The 20,920-nt window shown below is 67.8% G+C and carries 19 protein-coding genes and 1 pseudogene; 13 read left to right on the forward strand and 7 right to left on the reverse strand.

All coding sequences use genetic code 11. The annotated features are described in order from the left end of the window. Positions 1-357: 357 nt before the first annotated feature. Both ABZ863_RS32580 and ABZ863_RS32585 read left to right on the forward strand, forming a co-directional pair. Positions 358-633, forward strand: coding sequence for a hypothetical protein (locus ABZ863_RS32580; RefSeq protein ID WP_129807751.1), 276 nt, complete (start codon positions 358-360; stop codon positions 631-633). A gap of 727 nt (positions 634-1,360) precedes the next feature. After that, positions 1,361-1,543, forward strand: coding sequence for a hypothetical protein (locus tag ABZ863_RS32585; RefSeq protein ID WP_075988009.1), 183 nt, complete (start codon positions 1,361-1,363; stop codon positions 1,541-1,543). 1 nt (position 1,544) lies between these two features. Here the strand turns inward: ABZ863_RS32585 and ABZ863_RS32590 are convergent, their stop codons facing one another. Next, entirely contained in the window at positions 1,545-1,871 is a 327-nt protein-coding gene (locus tag ABZ863_RS32590) for a DUF6233 domain-containing protein (RefSeq protein WP_129807750.1), read from the reverse strand. Between the two features lie 87 nt (positions 1,872-1,958). Here ABZ863_RS32590 and ABZ863_RS32595 point away from each other — a divergent pair, with 87 nt between their 5' ends. Next, positions 1,959-2,219, forward strand: a complete 261-nt coding sequence (locus ABZ863_RS32595; protein ID WP_358543416.1) for a lasso peptide biosynthesis B2 protein — start codon at positions 1,959-1,961, stop codon at positions 2,217-2,219. A gap of 99 nt (positions 2,220-2,318) precedes the next feature. Next, the gene (locus ABZ863_RS32600; RefSeq protein ID WP_358543384.1) at positions 2,319-4,205 is read left to right on the forward strand and encodes an ABC transporter ATP-binding protein; all 1,887 of its coding nucleotides are present in this window, start codon (positions 2,319-2,321) and stop codon (positions 4,203-4,205) included. Between the two features lie 483 nt (positions 4,206-4,688). On the opposite strand, the gene ABZ863_RS32605 is transcribed toward ABZ863_RS32600, so the two are convergent. Further along, positions 4,689-5,219, reverse strand: coding sequence for a GNAT family N-acetyltransferase (locus ABZ863_RS32605; protein ID WP_358543386.1), 531 nt, complete (start codon positions 5,217-5,219; stop codon positions 4,689-4,691). Then, positions 5,216-6,508, reverse strand: a complete 1,293-nt coding sequence (locus ABZ863_RS32610; protein ID WP_358543388.1) for a hypothetical protein — start codon at positions 6,506-6,508, stop codon at positions 5,216-5,218. The genes ABZ863_RS32605 and ABZ863_RS32610 overlap by 4 nt, the downstream gene beginning before the upstream one ends. A 203-nt stretch (positions 6,509-6,711) precedes the next feature. On the opposite strand from ABZ863_RS32610, the gene ABZ863_RS32615 reads away from it, so the two are divergent. From ABZ863_RS32615 to ABZ863_RS32650, 8 genes and pseudogenes are all read left to right on the forward strand, one after another. Then, entirely contained in the window at positions 6,712-7,095 is a 384-nt protein-coding gene (locus tag ABZ863_RS32615) for a hypothetical protein (RefSeq protein ID WP_358223746.1), read from the forward strand. A gap of 601 nt (positions 7,096-7,696) precedes the next feature. Next, on the forward strand, positions 7,697-8,626 hold the full coding sequence (locus ABZ863_RS32620) for a transposase (protein ID WP_240674943.1): 930 nt from the start codon (positions 7,697-7,699) through the stop codon (positions 8,624-8,626). A gap of 192 nt (positions 8,627-8,818) precedes the next feature. Then, a pseudogene (locus ABZ863_RS32625) lies at positions 8,819-9,547 on the forward strand (IS5 family transposase); the annotation flags it as partial. A gap of 894 nt (positions 9,548-10,441) precedes the next feature. Then, entirely contained in the window at positions 10,442-10,837 is a 396-nt protein-coding gene (locus tag ABZ863_RS32630) for a hypothetical protein (RefSeq protein ID WP_158698170.1), read from the forward strand. Positions 10,838-10,882: 45 nt separating this feature from the next. Continuing rightward, positions 10,883-11,284, forward strand: coding sequence for a hypothetical protein (locus tag ABZ863_RS32635; protein WP_358223252.1), 402 nt, complete (start codon positions 10,883-10,885; stop codon positions 11,282-11,284). A gap of 182 nt (positions 11,285-11,466) precedes the next feature. Further along, complete coding sequence (locus ABZ863_RS32640; RefSeq protein ID WP_023423419.1) at positions 11,467-12,081, forward strand: ABC transporter ATP-binding protein; 615 nt, start codon at positions 11,467-11,469, stop codon at positions 12,079-12,081. Beyond that, positions 12,078-14,324 (forward strand): hypothetical protein, encoded by a 2,247-nt coding sequence (locus tag ABZ863_RS32645; protein WP_023423420.1) that lies wholly within the window; start codon positions 12,078-12,080, stop codon positions 14,322-14,324. The genes ABZ863_RS32640 and ABZ863_RS32645 overlap by 4 nt, the downstream gene beginning before the upstream one ends. 89 nt (positions 14,325-14,413) lie before the next feature. Continuing rightward, positions 14,414-14,953: a hypothetical protein gene (locus ABZ863_RS32650; RefSeq protein WP_158698171.1), complete on the forward strand. Its 540-nt coding sequence runs from the start codon at positions 14,414-14,416 to the stop codon at positions 14,951-14,953. Between the two features lie 613 nt (positions 14,954-15,566). Here ABZ863_RS32650 and ABZ863_RS32655 read toward each other — a convergent pair. Continuing rightward, on the reverse strand, positions 15,567-16,724 hold the full coding sequence (locus ABZ863_RS32655) for an IS701 family transposase (RefSeq protein ID WP_358543390.1): 1,158 nt from the start codon (positions 16,722-16,724) through the stop codon (positions 15,567-15,569). A gap of 95 nt (positions 16,725-16,819) precedes the next feature. On the opposite strand from ABZ863_RS32655, the gene ABZ863_RS32660 reads away from it, so the two are divergent. Next, positions 16,820-17,628, forward strand: a protein-coding gene (locus ABZ863_RS32660; RefSeq protein ID WP_358543392.1) for an IS5 family transposase whose coding sequence is annotated in 2 segments (ribosomal slippage) — positions 16,820-17,168 and positions 17,168-17,628 — 810 coding nt in all. Because the reading frame shifts where the segments join, the coding sequence is not laid out codon by codon here. Between the two features lie 578 nt (positions 17,629-18,206). Here ABZ863_RS32660 and ABZ863_RS32665 read toward each other — a convergent pair. Genes ABZ863_RS32665 through ABZ863_RS32675 form a run of 3 tightly spaced genes read right to left on the reverse strand, consistent with a single transcriptional unit; the run spans position 18,207 to position 20,645 of the window. Continuing rightward, on the reverse strand, positions 18,207-18,818 hold the full coding sequence (locus ABZ863_RS32665; RefSeq protein ID WP_358543394.1) for a hypothetical protein: 612 nt from the start codon (positions 18,816-18,818) through the stop codon (positions 18,207-18,209). A gap of 13 nt (positions 18,819-18,831) precedes the next feature. Further along, a complete protein-coding gene (locus ABZ863_RS32670; protein WP_358543397.1) occupies positions 18,832-20,226 on the reverse strand; it encodes an Hsp70 family protein in 1,395 nt (464 codons plus the stop codon). Further along, positions 20,223-20,645 (reverse strand): hypothetical protein, encoded by a 423-nt coding sequence (locus ABZ863_RS32675; protein WP_358543399.1) that lies wholly within the window; start codon positions 20,643-20,645, stop codon positions 20,223-20,225. The genes ABZ863_RS32670 and ABZ863_RS32675 overlap by 4 nt, the downstream gene beginning before the upstream one ends. Positions 20,646-20,920 lie beyond the last annotated feature (275 nt).

Here is a 20,920-nt window from a genome sequence, read left to right on the forward strand (position 1 = left end):
GGCCCCGCACCTGCGGAGGCACCCCGCTACCTGCGGCGGGGCTCGCGGGCCACGACGTGTCCTCTCCGCGCGAGCGGAGGTACCCCGTTGATGCCGTGCCCGAGGACGACGATGCCCTCTTCAGCGTGAGCGGAGGAAGCCCGCATCAGGACCTCGGCCAGGGAAAAGACGGGGCCTCTTCGCGCCTGCGGGGATGCTTCAATCTCACTGGGGAGCGGCGCGGTCAGCGTGCGGCTGTTCCCGCGCTCGCGGGGGGATGGCACTTGGCGGTCATTTCGGCGAACGGCACGTTGGCTCCGTACTGAGCTGAGCACCCGCCGGGCAGAGTTATTCCATCCGACCAAGGGAGAGACTGCAGTGTCGTCCGTTCCCCGCTCAGAACGATACGAGAACATCCCGACCGCCTTGGTGTATGACATCTTCGCGGAGTTGGCCACCCAGCTCACCGGTCGCTACATCCGTCTGTCCGATACCGCACCGTCTGCCGCGGAGCGGGACCAGTGGTGGCAGAAGGTGCTGGAGCTGCGCCAGTACAAGCGCGCAGTGCCCGCGCGCGACCGGGCCGCGTTGATAGCCCACATCAGCCAGTGGGAAGCGGAACTTTCCCGCCTTCAGGGCGCGCACTGTGTCTGAGGGCCGGGACTACTACCTCGCTGAGGAGGATCAGTGGGGTCGGGAGCGCGGCGCCACCACAGCCAGCTGGCGGCACCGCACCGCAGGCCCTGCCTCCGATCCGCCCTCGCTACCCCTCACTGAGGCGCTCATGATCTGTGTGCCCGGCCCTGCTCGTGGACGGCCCCGCACCCATGTGCTCTGTGGTTCACCGGCGCGGCCCGCCAAATGAAGGGGGCCTCGCGAACGCGGGGAGGGCTTCTGGTGAGGGTGGTCTTGAGAGGCGCGATGCAAGTGAATGAGAACTCGATGGCTTCGCGATCACGTTGCAGCTGAGCAAAGTCGGCCCCGCGCCTGCGGGGGATGCTCCCTGTCCATCGTGCGGAGCGCAAGCGCTACAACAGTCGGCCCCGCACCCGCGGGGATGCTCCGAGGCCAAGGCCAAGGTCGGCGCCGCGCGTCGCGTCGGCCCCGCACCCGCTGAGATCCTCTCAGGTTCGAAACGGGCGGGCGGCGCCTTGTCGGGTCGACCCTGGGCGCCTTCGGTATCCGTACGCCCCCTACCGCCCCAGCCCGGCCCGACGCACCGTGGCCCTTCCGGCGCAGCGCCGGACCAGGAGGAGGGGCGGCAATTAACGCCCATCGTGTGGAGCGCAAGCGCTGCAACAGGGCTCTGGGTGGGTGCGGAGTCAGACGTGCGGCTGGTCATGCGTCGCCCCGCTGCCCACCGCGCCGGTAGCCTCACCGCATGAGTAGGCCGCCAGAGATCACCCGCACCGAGTGCCGGCAGTGCGGCACCGAGATCTACGGCGTGAACGGCCGCTACTCCTGCACCGTGTGCGGCTGGGTCAACCCCTGGTACGAGGGGCACGGCGAGCTGCCCACTGCCAAGGACGACCCTGACTACCCGCGTCGTAGAAACGCCCGCTGAGTTACAGCAGTCCGAGGTCCGTGTCCGGTCGGCACATGCTGCAGGCCTCCACGTCGACGAGGGCCTGCCGGGCCTGCTCGGTGTCGAGCGGCCGGACGCGGGACCCGGCGACCGGGCAGCCACCGATGTGGACGGCGGCGGGCGGGCCCGTGCCGATGCCGAGCTGGACCACGTAGGCGGGTGGCGGCGGGCGCACCTCGGCGCCGCGCCGGGTCTCGGCTTCCCGCTGCTCGGCTGTCGCGATCGCCTTGTCGATTCGGGCCAGCCACATCGCGTGCCACGTCCGCAGCACGTGCAGGCGCGGCAGGTCGGCGGGCAGATCGGACATGTGTTCGAGTCTAGGTATGTTGGTGTCGGCGGCGTGCGGCACCCCCCTGCTTGACTTCGAAACGCCGCCTTCGCCTTCCCCTCCCCCATCAATCCGCCGGCCTGGTACCGGGGCCGTATCGCCTGCATGGAAATCTCGCTCGCGACGGTCCTCGCCCTGGCGCTCTGCGGCCGGCGGGCCCACTTGGTACTGGGCGCGCGGCAGTTGCCCGCCGAGGCGCATACGTGGGTGTGGACCGAGAACGGCGCATTCGGGCTGTCCGGCCGCGACCGCCCCGACCCCCGCCGCCCCTGGGTCGGCGCCCTCGCCGCACCTCCCGTACCGCACACCCGAAAGGGTGAACCGTAAGGCGTCATGTTGACGCCCTCGGGGGTTGACCTGCGGATCTGCACAACACCGCAGGCAATCCCCGTGCGGCGGCGCCACGGCCCGCCGTACACCGGAGGAGTGACAACACCCACCCCGCCCGTCGTCCCCGTCATGCGCCTGGCCGACGAGAGCCGCCCCACCACCGGGATAGGCCAAACCGCCCGGCGAATGCCCGCCGTCCTGGCCCGCACCGCCCGCCTCGCCTGGCGCGCCGACCGCCCAGCCGTGGTCTGCATGGTCGTCGCACAGGTCGCAGCCGCCGCCCTCGCGGCGCTCGCCCTGACCGCGACAACCGCCGTACTCGCAGCCGGGCTCGACATGGCCACCGCCCACTCCACAGGCCGGCCCGTTGCACCCCTGCTCTCGGGGACGGCCATGCCCTGCGTCACCCTGGTCCTCGCGCTCGCCGGAGCCACCCTCGCGGACGCCGCCGCCCGCGCGGCCGCAGCCCGCCTCGGCCCGAAGTGCTCACGCGAAGCCGACCTCCAGGTCCTCGACGCCGCCGCCCGCGTCGAGCTGATCGCCTACGAGCACCCCGGCTTCGAAGACGCTCTCGACGCCGCAGGCAAGGGCGCCGAAAGCGCCCGCGACCTCGTCGCGGACGCACAGAGCCTCATCTCGACCACCGCCCGCCTCGCCGCCGTCGCACTCGTCGTCGCCACGCTCGACCCGACCCTCCTCGCCCTGCTCCTCCTCGCAGCAGCACCCCGCGCCGTCGCCTCCCTGCGCGCCGCCCGCCTCGAACACGCAGCCGTCCACGCCTCCCGCGCCGACTCCCGCCTCCGGCAGTCCCTGCGCGGCTACAGCACCGACCGCAACACCGCCGCCGAAATCCGCGCCTCCGCCATGGGCCCCTTCCTCAGCACCCGCTACCGGCAGGTCTCCGACCGCCTCGAACACGACGTGCTCACCGCCGCCCTCCGCTCCCTGCGCGTGCAGCTCACCGGCGACGCCGCCTCCTCCCTCGCCCTCGCCGGCTGCTTCGCCGCCCTCACCTGGATGGTCACCGCCGGCCGCATCGACCTCGCCGCCGCAGGAACCGCCCTCTTCGCCCTCCGTACCGCCTCAGCCGCCCTGACCACGCTCACCCGCGCCGCCGCCCGCGTCTTCCGCACCGGCCTCTACCTGGACGACTGGGCCGCCTTCCTCACCGACGCCGACCACCACCGCACCCGCAGAGGAACCCTCCAGCTCCCCGCCGGACCACCCACGCTCATCACCGCCCGCAACATCACCTTCACCTACCCGGGGGCCGACCGGCCCGCCCTGGACCGCCTCGACTTCGACCTCCGCTCCGGCGAACTCGTCGCCGTCATCGGGGAAAACGGCGCCGGCAAGTCCACACTCGTGCAGCTCCTCACCGGCCTCTACCTCCCGGACACCGGCGCGGTGCGCTGGGACGGCCTCGACCTTGCCGACGTCGACCCTGCAAGCGTCTGGGCAAAACTGGCCCTCACCCCCCAGGACTACACCCGCTGGCCCCTCACCGCCCGGGAGAATATCCAGCTCGGAACACCCCGGCCAGAAGGCGACCAAGCCGTCATGGAAGCCGCCCGCGCCTCCGGCGCCGACACCGTCCTCGCAGCACTCCCCCAGGGCCTGGACACCTCCCTGGCACGCTCATGGTGGGGCGGACACAACCTCTCCGGCGGCCAATGGCAACGCCTCGCCCTCGCCCGCTCCTTCCACGCCGACGCCCCCGTCCACATCCTCGACGAACCCACAGCAGCCCTCGACGCCCGCGCCGAACACCAAGTCCTCCAGCGATTCCGCGCCCTCACCGACGCACGCGCCGGCCTCTTCGTCACCCACCGCCTCGCCTCAGCCCGCATCGCCGACCGCGTAGTAGTCCTCCACCACGGCCACGTCACCGAATCCGGAACCTACGACGAGTTGCTACACCAGCCCGACAGCCGCTTCGCCGAGCTACATCAACTCCAAAGCGGAACCGAACTGGTCCCGTGATCAACGTTCGGCGTTCAACTGGGGCCCAGGGCCGCCGGAGCGAGGAGTACGACGCGGGCGCCTCACCACAAGGTGGGGCGCCCGCGCATGATGCGAAATCCTTCGCCGACCGGCTCAGTCGACGATGCAGACCTTGTCCTCGGCCGCATAGTGGGCCGTGTCGCCCGAGCTGCGGAGCGGGCTGCGGTACTTGGAGGGCACCACACCCCAGCATCTAAAAAACAACAATATAGCTATGCAGGCGCGTGTCACCTCTGCCCTCCCCGCGCGAGCGGAGGTACCCCGTTGATGCCGTGCCCAAGGACGACGATGCCCTCTCCAGCGTGAGCGGAGGAACCCGCATCAGTACCTCGGCTAGGGAAGGGACGGGGCCTCTCCGCGCCTGCGCGGATGCTTCATCTCGTTCCGTGGCGGGGGTGGCGCCGGCGGTATCGCGGAGCGGGCCGGCGGTCTCGTCGCCGGGGGAACCCGGTGGCGTGTGCGTCACGTGGCGGCTTCGATCGGCAGCGGGCGGAGCATCACCGCGAAGTTGGGGCTGTCGGGGAAGGGCTGCCGGTTGCCGACGCGGCGGTAGCCCCATGTCTCGTACAGCTGCTGGACCTTCGGGTGGTCGGGGTCGACGAGGAGGACCGCGAGGTTCTCCGGCCGGTCGGCGAGCAGGGCGTTGTGCAACTGCTCGGCGATGCCGGTCTTGCGCCAGGCCGGTCGAACCATCAGCTCGGAGAGGCTGAACGTGGCGTCGCGCTCCGGAGCGGCGGCCAGGTGCTCGCGCCACCATTCCCGGCCGGGGGCCGCGGGGGCGCCGTAGGCGAATCCGACGGGTTCGCCGCCGTCGTAGCCGATGACGCAGGCGTACTTCGGGTGGCTGCCCCAGTGGTCGACGAACCAGGGGAAGCGTTCGTCGAACTCGCTCATGTCGGCGGCGTAGGCGTCGGCGTGTATGTCCAGGAGGGTCTGCCGGATGGTGGTCAGGGCGTCGTGGCCGTAGCGGCGCAGGTCGGGGGTGGTGGTCACGAGGGGCTCCATTCGGTCCGGTAGCGGTCCGTCCACTCCTGTGCGAGGCGGGCGGAGGGGGCGTGGGCGATCAGGTCGCGCTGGAAGTCGCCGAGGAGCAGGCGGAGTCGGCCGGGGAGGGGTGTGCCGACCATGAGGGCGAAGACGCGGCCGCTGGTGGCGCATGCCTGCTCGGCGTCGCCCTGGTGGAGCTGGGCGAGGGCGAGCCGGGCGGTGGTGTGTGCGCGGTTGCGGCGGTAGTGGTGCGGCAGCTCGGCCAGGGCCCGGTGCGAGGCGGCTTCGGCCTCGGCCGGCCGGCCGACGAGGTCCTGGACGATCGCGGCCAGCGAGTAGAGCTCGGCCGGGCCGTAGAAGGTGATCCAGGTGGATCGCGGTTCACGGAGGTCTGCCCTGGCGAGGGTCTCCTCCGCTCGTCCGAGGTAGGCCAGGGCGGCGCGGGTGTCGCCGCTGTGCGCCAGGGCCAGGGCGGTGCGGGCGTGGGCGAGGGAGGCGTAGAGGGGGCTGTATCGGGCGATGGAGGTCGCCCGGGCCGCCTGTGCGGCGGCTACCGCTTCGGGGTAGTGGTGGCGCTGGCGGGCGAGCATGGCCCGTAGGTTCCAGGTCTGCATGGCCATGTCGTCGTCCTGTGCAAGGCCGGCCAGGGTGAGTGCGCGGTCGAGGTGGCGCTCGGCGCCGTCGAGCTGTCCGGCGTCGATCAGCGACCAGGCGGCGGTGGCGGTGAAGTCGGCGGCGAGGGAGAAGAGGCGCTGGCGCACGCGCTGGGTGGCGGAGTGCGTCTGGAGGCGCAGGGCTTCGGCGGCGCCGGCGAGGGCCGGCTGCTCCAGGCCGTGTCCGCCGCGGTCGGCGTCCAGGGCGGCCAGCCGCTCGACGTCGTCGCGGAGCCTGAGCACGTCGGCGGTGCCGACCTGATGCGGGCGCGCGGCGGCGGGGACGGCGGTGAGAGGCAGGGCGGCGGCGGTCGCGGTGCTTGCGGCCGCGCCAAGGAGTGTTCGGCGGTCCACGGCGGGGTCCTCCGGCGGTGCTGGAGCAGGCAGCTGGGCGGTCCCCCGTGGCACGAACCCTAGATCGGTTGCGGAGCGGCCGGTGACCATCTCCAGGGCCCGCCGCTGGGGTGCCTGTGGCCACTTGTTCTCCCCGGAGAGCCAGCGGAAGACGGTGCGCGGCGAGGTCGCTCCCGGCCGGCCGGTGAACCGGCCGATGGCGCGGTTGACCGCGTCGGCGAGCTCTCCCGCTGACATCTCCTGCTGTGCCATCCAGGCGGCTAAGCGCCGGTTTCCGTACTCCGCCACGACAGCACGGTACGGCGAATACGCCGCTCCCGGGAGATAACGGAAAAGTCAATTCGTCACCTGAGGCGAACGCGGTCGGCCCGACTTCGTCATACCCCCGGGGTGGTGACGGGCAGTTAGCTGGCTGTACGGCCCCGTCGCTCTTATCTCCCCCGGTAGGCGCGGCGGGGCGCCGACCCCTGATTCACCTGCTGAGGGCAGCGATGATCAGTGATGCAACATCTCCAGAATCCGCCCCCAAGGTCGTGCTGTACATCTGCGCGGACCGTGGCAGGCAGATGCCGAGCCTGGCCGCCGAGCGGGCGCTGGCCGAGGGCCGCGCCTTCGCTGACCGGCATGAGCTGACGATCACCGTGGTGGTCACCGACAGGTACGGCGAGCCCGACCCTGCCCGGCGCCCGGGCTGGCTCAAGGTCCGGGCGCTCGCGGCGGCAGGCGGCGTCGCGGCGGTGCTGGTCCGGTGGCCCGCCGCCATCGCCCCGGATGTCGTCCGTGAGTACCAGGACCGCGAGACCCGGTGGCTTCAGGACCACGGCGTGCGTGTTCGCTACACCTGGGCTCCTCTGGCGAAGGTGACCGCCCGGTGAGCCCGCGCCGGCACCGTCGCCGTGCACTCCCCTGGTGGGCCTGGTGGCAGACCTGGCTCCTGGGCGGCATGCTCGCCACCCTGGCGATGATCGTGACGCTCCGGCCCCAGTGAATCCCGGCTGGGCCGGGGCCGGACGCCGCTCCCCCGGTCCAGCCGGCCGCGTCAACGACCAAGCGCCTTCGGGCTCGGCTGCCGCCGCCTCTCAGCAGGGCACCCGTGGCTCCGTCAGGCGTGTCGCGTGCTGTGGGTCAGTTGACGGGATTCCGGGGTGGGGGGATCTTCGGCAGCAGGTCCCAGAGCGGTTGGGTGCCTGCCGCCCACCGGGCGAGGACGCGGCGGTCTACGAGGTGCATGTGCAGGGCGCCGGCGAGTTCGGGGCACCGAGAGGAGAAGCGTCCGTTGGTGACGACGGCGACGATGTCGGCGGGGCTTGGAGATAATTGCGACCTGCCTGGTCAGTGACCTACTAAAGGGCGGCAGTGAAACCCTCATCCGCGGATCCTGGAACGCAACTGGTATCTGCGCAGGTCAAGCTAACGACCTCGTGCATGGTTGGCGGTAGCGCGTCGAGACCTTGATCGTTGATCATGGTCCGTGTGGTGGGGAGCCGGACACGTGCAGCAATCATCCGTAACCAGCGGATCACCGGGCTGGCACCCGACGTGATCGCAGAACTCGTCGCAGAGATCGGTCCGTTGTGGCACGAGCGGCACCAGGCTGTGCTGACGTCACGCCCTCGCCGCCGGGCTGTCGGTGCCGGGGCCAAGTACAAGCTGGTCTTCGTCGACCGCCTGTTGGCCACGCTCGTGCACCTCCGCCATGCAACGACGCACGACGTGCTGGCCTGCTGGTTCGGCGTGGACCGCTCCACCATTACGCGTGCGATCGGTGAAGTGCGGCCCCTGCTCGCCGAGCGGGGCTGCACCGTCGCGCCTGACATCCGCCTGCGCACACTCGCCGAGGTCATCGACCATCTCGGCGCGAGTGGGCAGACCGGCATCATCGACGGCACCGAGGTCCGGGTGCGTCGCCCGGCTGTCGGACGCAAGGACCGGGAGAAGTTCATCTCCGGGAAGAACAAGCAGAACGCCGTGAAGTCCATGGTCGTCACGGACGCCGAGGGGCGGCTGCTGTTCTGCAGTCCGGCCGAGCCTGCGAGCTGCGCGGACATCACGCACGCCCGGAAGCTGGGCCTGGTCGAGCTCCTGGCCGACGGTCCGGCCGTGGAGATCCTCGCCGATGCCGGCTACCAGGGCCTGGGCGCACAGACCGGCGGCCGCGTGGTGACGCCACCGCACCGCAAGTTCAAGAAGAACCCGCCCGAGTGGTACGAGGAGATGCACGAGCGTCAGCGCAAGGCCCACTCCTCACGCCGTATCCGGGTCGAGCACGGCATCGGCCACCTCAAGAACTGGCGATCCCTCGCCCGCCACCACGGCCGCCGCGAGCACATGAGCGACATCATCCAATCCGTCGCCGGACTGCTCTCGCACCAGCAAGCGGCCACGGCCAGCGGTACACGAACGTGAACACATCCCCCGGCCCTCGGCTCTCGACGCGCTACCGCCAACCATGCACGAGGTCGTTAGGTCAGAGCTGCATGATCCACTGGAGGCAGTTGCAGCAGGCGGCTCCAGCTACGGACAGCCGCGAGGCGCGCTAAACGATCACAGGTAGAAGCCCACCTCATCTGGGCGACTCGCTTTTCCCTGCGTCATCATGGGCGTGACCGGGAAGTACTTGGCACGATCGTCTTCGTGGCCACGTCAGGTTGCACCTGGCAGCAGCCGCCTTCGGCATCGTTCGACCCGTCCGGAGCGACTCGCTTCCGTGGATGTTGTCGGAGTGGTCGAAGGCGAGAGTGTGGGCCAATCTCCACCGCCTGGCCCTCGAAGAACTCGGTGCCCGCAGCAAGCTGGCCTGGTCGCGGTGCAGGACCGAATCGGTGAACATGCGGGCTCTGAGAAAAAAGACCTGACGGGTCCGAATCCTGTCGAGCGGGGCAAGCACGGGTCGTAAACTCACCTGATCACGGCGCGGTCAGGTCTGCCGGATCCTTCGGCATTTCCACTTCCGGGGCGAACCTGCACGACAGCCAGGCCCTGATCCGGCTCATTGATCCGGCTCGTGAAGGGCATGTCGCAGAACCGCACACACCGTGGACACCGACGGCGCAAGCCCGCAAACTCCACGCTGCCAAGGGTTACGGCTACACCCACCTCGGCGATGGTTGCGCGAACGCAGCATCCCCCGCAAGGGAAGCGAGTCCTCGCAACGGCCGAGCCGCCACCACTGGGCCATCGAACGCTCCGTATCCTGGCTCGCCGGCTACCGCCGCCACAGACCCTACTGAACGCAAAGCCGACCGCTTCCTCGCCTTCACCAGCGCCGCCTGCACCCTCATCTGCTACCGCACAGTCACCCAGCGATGCGCCGCTTCAGCAAGATGACTGATCCGTCGCGCGTAGTGTCCGACAGGGCCCGTGTCGTACTCCAGAGCTCCGCGCAGCACGGGGAACCCACACCGAGTTCGAGTGCCGCGATCCCGCCTGTAGCCAAGGCCGCTCGCGCCGGGAGCCGTACGCCGCCCGACAAAACGTTGGATGTCGCCTGATGCGCGTCCTGCATCCGCAGTCGGTGACAACAGAGTGTCGTCTCCGACTTGGTTGTGGCCTCGGACCCGGCAATCTCCTCCGGCGCGCCAGCCGGGCCCTGGCCATACGGGCGGGTCCACACCAGTGGGGGCGACCGCCCGGCGCTTCGCCGCGCCGGTCACCGGCCCCACTATCAGGGCCCCAGGAAACGGGCCCACCGTCCAGGAACGCGGACGTCCCCTCGTTGCGCTCTCGGGTAAACCAGGCATTCGGGCTGTGTGAAGCAGCTGCGCACCGGTCTGCCCTGGCTCCGTAAACGGGCATACCGCTATCCGTAAGAGTGACACACGCCACAGTCGACATAACTCAGCGCGACAGGTTCAACACGATCAAGCCATGTACCTGCACTCAACATCTACACATCGGGGAGTTTGCCCGACATAAAGATCGCTCTGAGCGAGAGCGGAATCTTTACCTCCGTTTCATATGACCTTTACCAATGCCAGACCGCCGGAATACGCTCCTGGAGTCGGAAACAAGGTCTCGCAAATTCACGTCGTCAGCGTGAAGTGGAGACCGTACGCCTCATTTCCACAACGGGCAGGAGAGTGGCAGGACCTGGCCAAATGCGTCAGCCGGCAGGATCCGGCTGAAGCGCACTTCTGCATGCCCGTGCGACGGCCCATCATCTGCATCTCGTCAGGATGCCGTGTCGCACGCCATGCAATCGCTACAACTCCAGGAGGTTTGATGAGCATCAAGAGAATCGGGAAGTACGCGGCAGTCACGACGCTCGCCGCGGCTTTAATCGGCATTTCCCCGGCGTACGGCGACGCAGGAGAGGACCTGACGTCCCGGATGCAGGACCTCGTCGGCTACGACACCGCTTTCGCCTACAGCTGGCAGAGCTACGGCAACAAGAACGTCGCCATCCGCGACGAGCGGTCGGACAGCAAGGGCCCATACACGCTCTACGACCGCGTCAACAACCACGGTCTTCGACTCAACAACAACAACGGAGCGGGCTCGACCGTCTACAGCGGTTCGTCCACCAGCAACTACGTCCAGAAGGTCACCGCCTGTCTGGATCTGGCCGGGCTGCCCGACGCGTGTGGATACGACGACCGCCCCGGCGACGGTCGCTGATCTCCGAAAAGCAGACAGTAGCCGCACGTCGAAATCTGGAGAAAAATGAAGACTGGAATCAAAACCAGCAAGCTGATCCTCGTGGCCGCTGTGGCCGTTGCCGGCCTGGGCATGGCGCCAGCGGCGCACAGCGACGCTGGCGAGGACCTGACATCCGTACTCCTCAACGACTACGGCAACCGTGACGCGTACACCTACAGTTGGCGCAGCTACGGCAACAAGAACGTCGCCGTCCGCGACGAGAGAGCGGACGGCGTCGGCGTCTACAGTCTCTACGACCGGCTGAACAACAGCGGCCTGCGGCTGAACAACAACCGTGGACAGGACACCACCGAGTACAGCGGTTCCTCGACGACAAATTACGTCCGGAAGGTCACCGCCTGTCTGGACGCCCGCCTCCTGCCCGACCCCTGCGGCCCTGACGACCGCCCGAACGACGGCCGCTGACCCACCGCCTCCGGTGGGGCAGGGTCCCTGCCCCACCGGAGGCTCTCAGCCCAGCACAGCGCAAAGACAGTCAGGGAAAGCACGTGAACAGGCAGGCCACCGAACGCACTTCCCGGTTCGTACTGGAAGTATCCGGACTGAACTACGGTATCAAAAGAAGAACCCTATTTGACAATCTACACATGACGGTCGCACCGGGAGAGACCGTTGCGATTACCGGCGCCAGCGGTTCCGGGAAGAGCACGCTTCTGGCATGCATTCTCGGGCTAACCAAGCCAGACGGCGGAAGGATCGTCGTCGCCGGCCAGGACCTCACCCGCCTTCGTCACGCACAGCTCGCCAAACTCCGAAACCAGAAAATCGGTGTCGTCTTCCAATTCGGAGAACTGCTGCCGGAACTGAGCCCGGTCGACAACGTCGCACTGGCGCCCATGCTTTCCCGCGAGAACAGCGCCGACGCCTACCGAAAGGCGAGGACGCTCCTCAACGAACTGGGCGTTCCCGATGCCTGCACGACAGCAGAGCTGTCCGGCGGCGAACACCAACGCACCGCGGTGGCCCGCGCGTTGATCAACCAGCCCGACCTGGTTCTGGCCGACGAACCGACTGGGGCGCTGGACCCCGAGGCCTCGGAGAGAACCGCGAGCCTGCTCTTCGACCTTCCGAAGAAGCGCGCGTGCGGGCTGCTCCTGGTGACCCACGACCTGGCCGTCGCGGACCGGGCCGACCGCGTCCTGCATCTTCACGACGGCGCGCTCACAGCTCGCAACCGCCCCCAGCAGGAGGGAACGCCATGACAGCAGCAGGCACACCCCTCTGGCGCAGCCTCTTGTCCGTCGGTGGTGGAGCGGCACGGCGGTCGGAGTCGGCGAAGCTCCGCTTCGTAGCGCTGATTCTGTCGACCTTCATCCTCGTCATGGCCTTGGCGGCCATGGCCATGATCCACGCTGCCTACGCCGGCAAGGAAGACCGGCGGACGGCGAGGACTCCAGTGTGGCAGGAGGACAGGAGCAAGGCGACCAACTCCACACTGTGGCTCGTGGGATCGGACTCCCTTCAGGACCAGCGTCGCTTCAGCGTGGTGTACCTGACCCCCGACAAGGGCGACGCCCCCCTGCCACCCGGCGTGACCACCTGGCCCGGCCCCGGCGAAGCGGTACTGTCCCCTGCCCTCTTGAGAGCAGGCGCGGGCGAGGGCATCGAAGAGCGCTACGGACAGTTGGCCGGCACGATCCAACCCGCCGGTCTCGAAGACCCTGGGGAGTGGTTGGCCTATGTACGACCCGCCGAGCCGCTGGTGGCCGAACGCCCTGTCGAGGCCGTAAGTAGTTTCGGGCCCGAGAGCGGACGAATCGCGACGGGGCTGGAACCCGGCTCTGCCGACGACGATGACAAGCCGCAGTGGATGCTTCAGGCCTTGGCCGGCGGGCTGCTACTCACACCTGCCGTGACGTTCGTGTTCGTCGCGGTGCGCGTCGGAGCCCATGCCCGCGACCGTCGGGGCGCTCTGATCGACGTGCTGGGAGGGAACCGGCGAGACAGGGCGATCCTCGCCCTGGGGGAAGTGGTCAGGCCCGTCCTGCTCGGGGTGATGAGTACCCTGCCCGTCCTTTTCCTCATCACTCAGACAGACATCACCATTCCCCATGTCAACTACGTGCTTCGCTCCGGTGACGTCGCCCACAACGCCTGGCTTCTCGTGACGGCTCTCGTCGTTGCCGCACTCTTCGTGCTGCTCATTACGGTGGCCACGGACCGAATGTCAGGGCGCGCGGAAGGAAATCGCGCCCGAAGTACGTCGAACCCGCGCAGGAAGAAAATCCTCGCCTCACTTTTCCCTGCGGCGCTCCTGCTCGCCGTGTTCGGCCCGGATCTGGTACCACAAGCAGCGATTTACCGGGTTTACCTCATATGGATCGGCCTCGTGGCCGTGGTTCTCACTATGCCCAGCGCCGTGTCCCAGATCATCGCATGGGGCGGACTGGCCCTGGAGAAAGCAGGACGCCGAAGAGGCTGGCCGGCCGCGCTCGTGGCCGGGCGCCGGGCAAGTGTCTTCCCCGGTGCGGTAGCCCGTCTCATCAGCGGCGTGCTCCTCGCCCTGGTGCTGTTCGCTCAATCGGTCGCATGGCAGACAATCTTCGGCACTCACAACGCGCAACTGGAAGCAATGCTGAAAAGCTCAGACAGGACGGTCGCAGAGATCGGCCCAAAGGGGCAAGTTTCAGAACAGCAAGTATTGACGCTTCTGGCAAAGATACCTCAGAAAGCCGAGGCCGTCGTCGTTGACAACCCCCCCGGCGGAAACAAAGGCCCACTTATCCTGCATGGCTCCTGCAATGCGCTTCGCCAACTTCAGCTCCCGTGCGGTGACATTCCAGCAAGGGTGGATAAGAATCCCGACAGCCGCGTGCGAGAATTGATCCGATGGAATTCCACCGGCGGAACGCATGTGGAGGCCGCCCAGGCAGATCGTGCCAGCTTGGCACGCCTGACCGCGGACGCCGGCGAGGGCGGCACTCTGGCCATCATCGGCACCGGAAGAACACCTCCGCCCGTCGCCGACCTGAAACAGCTCACATACGAGATTTTCCCCAGGGGTGCACAGGTTCGCTACCCCGGCGAAGAATGGCTTACCACCACCATTCCCGACAAAGACCAGGGGCGCTGGGTTCGAGTATTCGGCGTGACGGGTATCGCCATCCTAGTTTTCTCCCTAGGATTCATCGGAAGCTCGGAGTTCCTCCGAGTCGGCCGAGCTCTGGCACCACTGTCCGTGCTCACCGGGAACAACCAGGTTTACCGTGCCACCTCTGCGCTCCTTGTCGCCGCGCCTTTGTGTGTAGCAGGGGTATCAGGTGGTTTCGTCGCATCCTGGATGGTGACCCCAGTATCGCGCCCCGGCAGCACTTTCGAAATGCCGCCGATCCTTATGATGACGGGTGTGGGCGTGGTCTGCGTTATCGCTGCCGTGATGTGCGCGTTGGCAGCGCAACTATCCGTCCGGCAGGCCCGAGAGTGGCGGACGGACACAAAGCGGTAGCTTAATTTTGCCTGCCCCGCCGCCAGAGGGGCAGGCAAAACGTTCATAATGCTCATTTCGCAATGGCGTGCTACTGTAGAATGCGGTTCATGTCTACAACTTTCCCACAGGGCGAAAGGTCGACGATGAGGCGCATTGTCGCATGCGGGGCCACCTTTGCAGCCATGTGCGCGGTCTCCGTGACGGTCGCGAATTCCTCCTACCTGCAATCAAGCGGGGTGCTAGATTTTGTCGCCCTGTCTGTCACCCTCACAGCAATGGCTGTCGGGTTTTCCGCATGGGCCGCATGGGGTTTCGCTCGACGGTTCCGTTCACCGGCTCCGCAGTTTGCACTGACGTTCCTGGCCGTGATCTGCGTGGTGGCTCTGTCCGGGGCGGCCCTGGCCGCTTGGGCCTATTCCGACCCTGAGGCGAACTACGCAAGAAAGTACGGCGGCGCCGAACAGTGCCTGGCAGGTACGCAGTATGACATCGAAAATGCGGAGATCTCCGTCGAGAAGGAAGACGGCCTCAGGGTTGCAGACAAGCATGGTGGTAGCCCGCCTCTGAATTTCGATGAGGCGTCCAAGGGGGGCCTGTTGGCCTCCGACAGCCGCACGCGAGCCGTCATCGATTCGTACGGCTGCTGACCCGAGCGCTTCTGCCGCGAAGCCCGACGCGCTGAACATCGTGTTCGACCCTGTCGTCCTTGAAGTGATTCGACCCTGTCGTCCTTGAAGTGAAAGGCGAGGCCTGGACGCGCCCACCACAAGGGGATTGCCTCGGAACAGCGCCTCGATCGCCTCCAGGCGCCAGGCCCAGCAGCCTGCGCGGGGGCTGCACCCTGTCAGTTGGGCGGCGCCGACGAGCGTTCCGGCGGCGCCCAACTCTCTGTGCAGGAGCAGTTGGAGCCGGACGGATCCGCAGTAGTTCATCGTCCGGTGGTGCGGCACGGTGCCGCTTGGGCGGGCGAGCGGGCCCTCGGCAGCCGAGCCCAGGGCCAGTCCGTGGCGCTGGGACACCCGCGTAGCCTGGCCCAGACCAGGGGGTCATGCGTAGCTGCCGCCTAGTACTGCAACGGTGCTTAGCGTGACGAGGCTTCAGCTCATGGGCTGTGGCCTCATCTCTTGTAGTGGCTGGTTCGTGCCTGGTGCTGGCGGCGACGTCGCCAGCGGGACCAGTGCAGGAGGTGGCCGACGGGGTGGTGGCCGAGGCGGGCGAAGCCGGTGATCAGTCGGCGGATCTCGGGGATGGTGAGGGGGATCAGGTCTGGCGTTCGAGCGGGTCCGGCCCCTTTTCGAGGTGCTGGGCCCGCAGGGCAGTGAGGTAGGCGTGAGCGGCCATGGCCAGGGTGATGTGCCGGTGCCAGCCCGGGTAGCGGCGGACCTGGTAGTCGTCCAGGCCGCACTGTCCTTTTGCGGTCTGGAAGCACTCCTCGATCGCCCAGCGGGCACCGGCGACGGCGATGAGCTCGTTCAGTGTGGCGCCGGCGGGCGCGTAGGCGATGTAGTAGGCGATCTTCGTCGGCTCTGCGATGCTTCGGCGGGCCAGGACCCAGTGCTTGCGGTCAGGGCGGTGCCAGGGGCGGACCTCGGCGCGGGCCCAGTCGTGGATCCGCGGGCCGTGGGCGCCCTCGCCGCACGAGCGGCGCTTCCACTTCTGCCGGGGCAGACCGGCGACCAGGCCGTGGAGCGGATGGTCCGGGGCGTGCCGGGTGACGACGGTGTCGTGCCGGGTCGTTGCCACGACATGGACGATGCCGGCCTGCTCCAGCTCGTAGCGCCAGCTCTTGCTGGAGCCGTAGCCCGCGTCCGCGGTCACCCAGCGGAACGGGATCTTGTCGTCGGCCGCGCGGCGGACCATCGTCCTCGCGAGCTGGACCTTCGTGGCGAACTCGACCTCGTCGCCGATCCCCGCCTCTCGGCAGCGCTCGCGGTCCTGCGTCCAGGACTTCGGCAGGTAGAGCGCCCGGTCGATCAAGGTCCGGCCCCGCTCACCCGAATACGCGAGGAAGACTCCGACCTGGCAGTTCTCGGTCCGGCCGGCAGTACCGGAGTACTGCCGCTGGACGCCCGCCGACCGCGCGCCCTTCTTCAGGAAGCCGGTGTCGTCCACGATCAGCACACCTTCCGGGTCGGCCAGGTGCTCGACGACGTACTCGCGCACATCGTCGAGCACCCCGTCAGGGTCCCAGTCGATCCGGTTCAGCAGGCGCTGGATCCGGTCCGGTCCGCAATGGCCGGCCTCCTCGGCCACCGTCCAGCCGTTCTTGCGTTCCAACGGAGCCAGCAGGCCCCGCATGTACGCGAGAGCCGACTCCCGCGACTCACTGCGAGCGAACCGGTGAGCAAACCGCTCGTGCAATCCCGCCAACCCGTCCGACCAACGACGAGCATCAACCTCGGATATCTCCCCACCCATGAACGAACCAACGAGCGAACCCGACCATCGTCACGCTAAGCACCGTTGCAGTACTAGAAGCCATCTCATTTGGGTGACTCGGTATTCTGTGAGTCATGGTGGGGATCGTTGAGCGGTTGGTGCCGGACGAGTTGTGGGAGTTGTTCCAGCGGGTGGTCCCGGAGGCGCCGTCGCGGCCGCAGGGTGGTGGCCGGCGTCGGCACGGTGACCGGGAAGTGCTGGCGGCGATCGTCTTCGTGGCGACGTCGGGTTGTACCTGTCAGCAGCTGCCTTCGGCGTCGTTCGGCCCGTCCGGCGCGACAGCCCACCGGCGGTTCTCGGAGTGGTCGAAGGCCAGAGTGTGGGCCAAGCTCCACCGCCTGGTCCTCGACGAACTCGGGTCCCGCGGCGAGCTGGACTGGTCGCGGTGCGCGATCGACTCGGTGAACATGCGGGCCCTGAAAAGGGGGACCTGACAGGTCCGAATCCTGTCGACCGGGGCAAGTACGGCTCGAAGATCCACCTGATCACGGAACGGTCAGGTCTGCCCATATCCGTTGGCATCTCCGGGGCCAACCTGCACGACAGCCAGGCCCTGATCCCGCTCGTGAAGGGCATCCCACCGATCCGCTCGCGCCGCGGCCGGCGACGGCGCAAGCCCGCCAAACTCCACGCCGACAAGGGCTACGACTACGCCCACCTGCGGCGATGGTTACGCGAACGCAGCATCACCCACCGCATCGCCCGCAAGGGAGTCGAGTCCTCCCAACGGCTGGGCCGCAGCCGCTGGACCGTGGAACGCACCATGGCCTGGCTGGCCGGCTGCCGCCGACTCCACCGACGCTACGAACGCAAGGCCGACCACTTCCTAGCCTTCACCAGCATCGCCTGCACCCTCATTTGCTACCGCAGACTCACCAAATGAGATGAGTTCTAAGGCACAGTTTTTTGTGCCTTAGCTCCGGAACGACGGGCCTTGACCATGCAAAGACGGGTGGGGGCTGGCTGTGCTTGCGGGTGCCGTTTCTGTCGCGGTGGCGCCAGGGCCGATCCTTTTCGGGGGCGGGTGAGGAAGGTGGTAGCGGGCGGCGGGCCGAAGCCGCCACTGTGCGTTCGCCGGCGGGCTTGGCTAAGGCACGTTTTTTCGTGCCTTAGTTCCGGGTCGACCTGCCTTAGCGTGTCCGGGCCCTGGGCGAGAGCCTCGGGAGGGGGGAAAGCGAAGGTGCTGAGCTGACGCCGTCCGGCCTGGTCAGGAAACCGGACCGCGGCCTCGGCGGGCGCCACCGTAGTGGACATCGCCGAGGCCGCCCGCGCCAAGAGCTGTCAGAACGCCTTCGCCGACCTCAAGTCCCGGGGCCCACCGCGCCGCAGGGTGGGCCCCGGAAGCGTCAGGCGGTATAGACCAGCTGGCGGCCGTAGATCCGGCCATCGACGAGATACGCCGGAGCGACAACGAAGGAGACTGGTGCCTCGAGGTCGCATGATGCCCAGGCGTCCTGCCGTTCAGGGTCCAGGGGGGGCTCTCGCGGTGTAGGTGTAGCTCCATTCATGCGCGAGGCCGATCTTGGCGATGCGCTCCGTCAGGGCGACGCAGTCGGTCCGCAGGCGGTTGATCGCGGCCTCGATGTCGGGGTCGTCCCCGAGACGGAGGGACTGCTGGATGGCCCAACTGGAGGCCGGCCTCTTGGTCAGGAGGTACTGGGTGAGTTTGGACATGAGGAACGCGGTGCGTTCCCGGTTGGGGCGGTTTCGGGCGACGTCGGCTCTGTCGCTGTACCGGCGGGAGAAGTTCTGGAACTGCTGTTCCACCAGTGTCCGGGTCTGGCGGGAGAGTTCCTGGTGCTCACAGTGCTGTTCTCCCGCGAGATCGCCGCGCTGGTCCAGCTGGGCGGCGAGGAGTGTGCCCAGCTGGCGTTCGACGCGGCTGATGTGCTGCCACATGCGCTGGTGCTCGGCAGCTCCGCGGCGCACCTGGAACTCCAGTACCTCGATCCGCTGGCGGGCGACCTCCAGCTCATCGGTGATGCTTGGTGCGCGGTCCGGAAGGATGTCCGGGTCCCGGTCGGAGCCAGCCAGCCACACGTCGTGCGAGAGGGGTTTTGGTTCAAGGAACAAGATGGGTCTCGGCTCAGTAGTTGGAGTGGAAGCGGACCTGCGCGTTGGCCTCGCCGCCGCCATGCACCAGTTCGGCGCGGACCTTGATCTCGGTCTCGCCAAACTTCATGAAGACCCGCACTGCGCGCTCATGACGCTCGAAGCGCATGACCGGGCTGAGGTCGACGGTGACCTCAGCCAGCTGGTCGCAGCCGTCGTCGGTGATGTATCGGGGCTGGGTGTCCCGAGTCGCGTAGACGCCGAACCGGACTACTTTCTGCTCATCGAACAGGGGAATCAGCGTGTGGTGGACCTCGGCGTCCGTCGGCACCGACTGTCCAGTGGTGGTGTAGATGTTGAACCGGCCCCCGCACCGGTCTCCGTCCGGAGTTTTCAACCGGGTCGATTCGGGGTCGATGCCTTCTTCGAATGGCATGGCGGTGTCGATGCCGTAGGTGAAGCGGCTACGGCGTGCGCGGGTCTGGGGGTCGTAGCAGAAGTGGACGGCGCCGGCCAGAACGGCGATGTCGGGGTTCGGCGGCACGATGCTCGTGGCGCGGGCCCCGAAGCGCTCCTTGATGGCCTGCTGGAGGTACGGCGAGTTGCTGAAGCCGCCGGCCAGGACGATCACGTTGGAGGGGTCGGAGTCGCTCTGTGTGGCTTCCATCTCGTTCAGCTGGGCCTCGACGAGGTCGAGGATGCCTGGCACGACGGCGTCGAAGAGCGCGTGCACTTGGGCGGGGGTGAGGAGGATGGCGTCGTCGACCTTGTTCTGGCGGCGGGCCAGTCGGCGGCGGCCCGCCGCTCCCAACTTCCGGTCGATGGCGGTGGGAATGAGGAGGGTGAGGTCGTCCTCCTGGTCGAGCCGGACCGCGACCTTGGCGCGCTCCCACTGGTCGATCATGTGCAGCAGGGCGTCGGGGCAGGATTCCCGGATGTCGTCCATGGCCGCCTTGCCGAAGCTTTCGAGGAGGTATTCGCTCTCGACGCGGCGGTTGAGGAAGTCCGATCCCAGCCGGTCGCCGAGAGACCGCCCGATCTCGACCATCTTGCCGTCTTGGGCGTTCTCGTAGGCGGTGATGTCGATGGTGCCGCCACCGCAGTCGACCACCATGAAGCGGGCCCCCGGGGCCATCAGCCCCGGGGCGGAACAACCGGGACGTGCTGTGGAGACGCGGGCGTGGTGGGCGGCGGCTTCGGGTTCCAGGGAGAGCAGGACCCGGCCGTCTTCGCCGGGCAGCCCAGCGTTCTTGATCACATCGCGGTAGACGGCTTTGTGGTAGTCGCTGAAACAGGCGGGCACCGTCACTACGTAGCGGACGTCGTCCTCGTCGTAGCCGCTGGCGGTGATCTGCTGGAGCATCACCTGCATGACCTGGCGCAGAAGCATGGTGAGCAGGTCCGCCGTCTGGAGGTCCCGGGGGCTCACGCCGCTGGCGTGGGCGGTGCATTCGAGCTCGGGGGCGTCGTCAGCCTCGTCGGGGCGTCGTCAGCCTCGTCGGCATCCTGCGCCTCTTCCCCAGCCTTCTCCGTGCCGCTGATCTCCCCCGGGGCTCCGAGGTCCATCTTGAATCCGTGGTGGTACGTGGCCCCTGCCGTGCGCAGTGCCGTGCCCTGCGTGAGCCACAGGCTCCTTGCTTCATAGCCCCACGCGATCATCTGGCCGTCGGCGTCCAGGAGGAGTGCCGAGAGGTTCTTGACCGTGGGGGTTGGCTGCGATTCCCAGTTGTTGAAGAAGTGGATCTTTCGCGTTTCCGGGGCCTCGTTGTCCGGTGAGGCTGTGGTCCAGCCTCCGCCGATCGCGTAGGTCCCGATATCCACGGCGGCGAAGACGCGGGGGGCGAACATCTGGGGGTTCCTTTGACTCGGACGGGTGCCTCGGGCTGAGAACCTTCGGCGATCCTGCCGACGGCAGGGCAGCCAAGATGTCCCAGAAGGCGAGCTCCCCCCCTCAACTCCCGGACCGGCTCAGGGCTGGACATTCACCCATCCAGCCCATTGAAGGTGTGCAATCTTGCACAGTCTGCTCATTTATGCACAGCGCGTCGGCCCGCTGCCCACCACCGCAGGTTCTACGCTGCCGCACATGGAAATGGATAGGCGCAGGTCCTCTCACATCTGCG

Source organism: Saccharomonospora sp. NPDC046836 (assembly GCF_040645195.1).
Classification (GTDB): domain Bacteria; phylum Actinomycetota; class Actinomycetes; order Mycobacteriales; family Pseudonocardiaceae; genus Prauserella_A.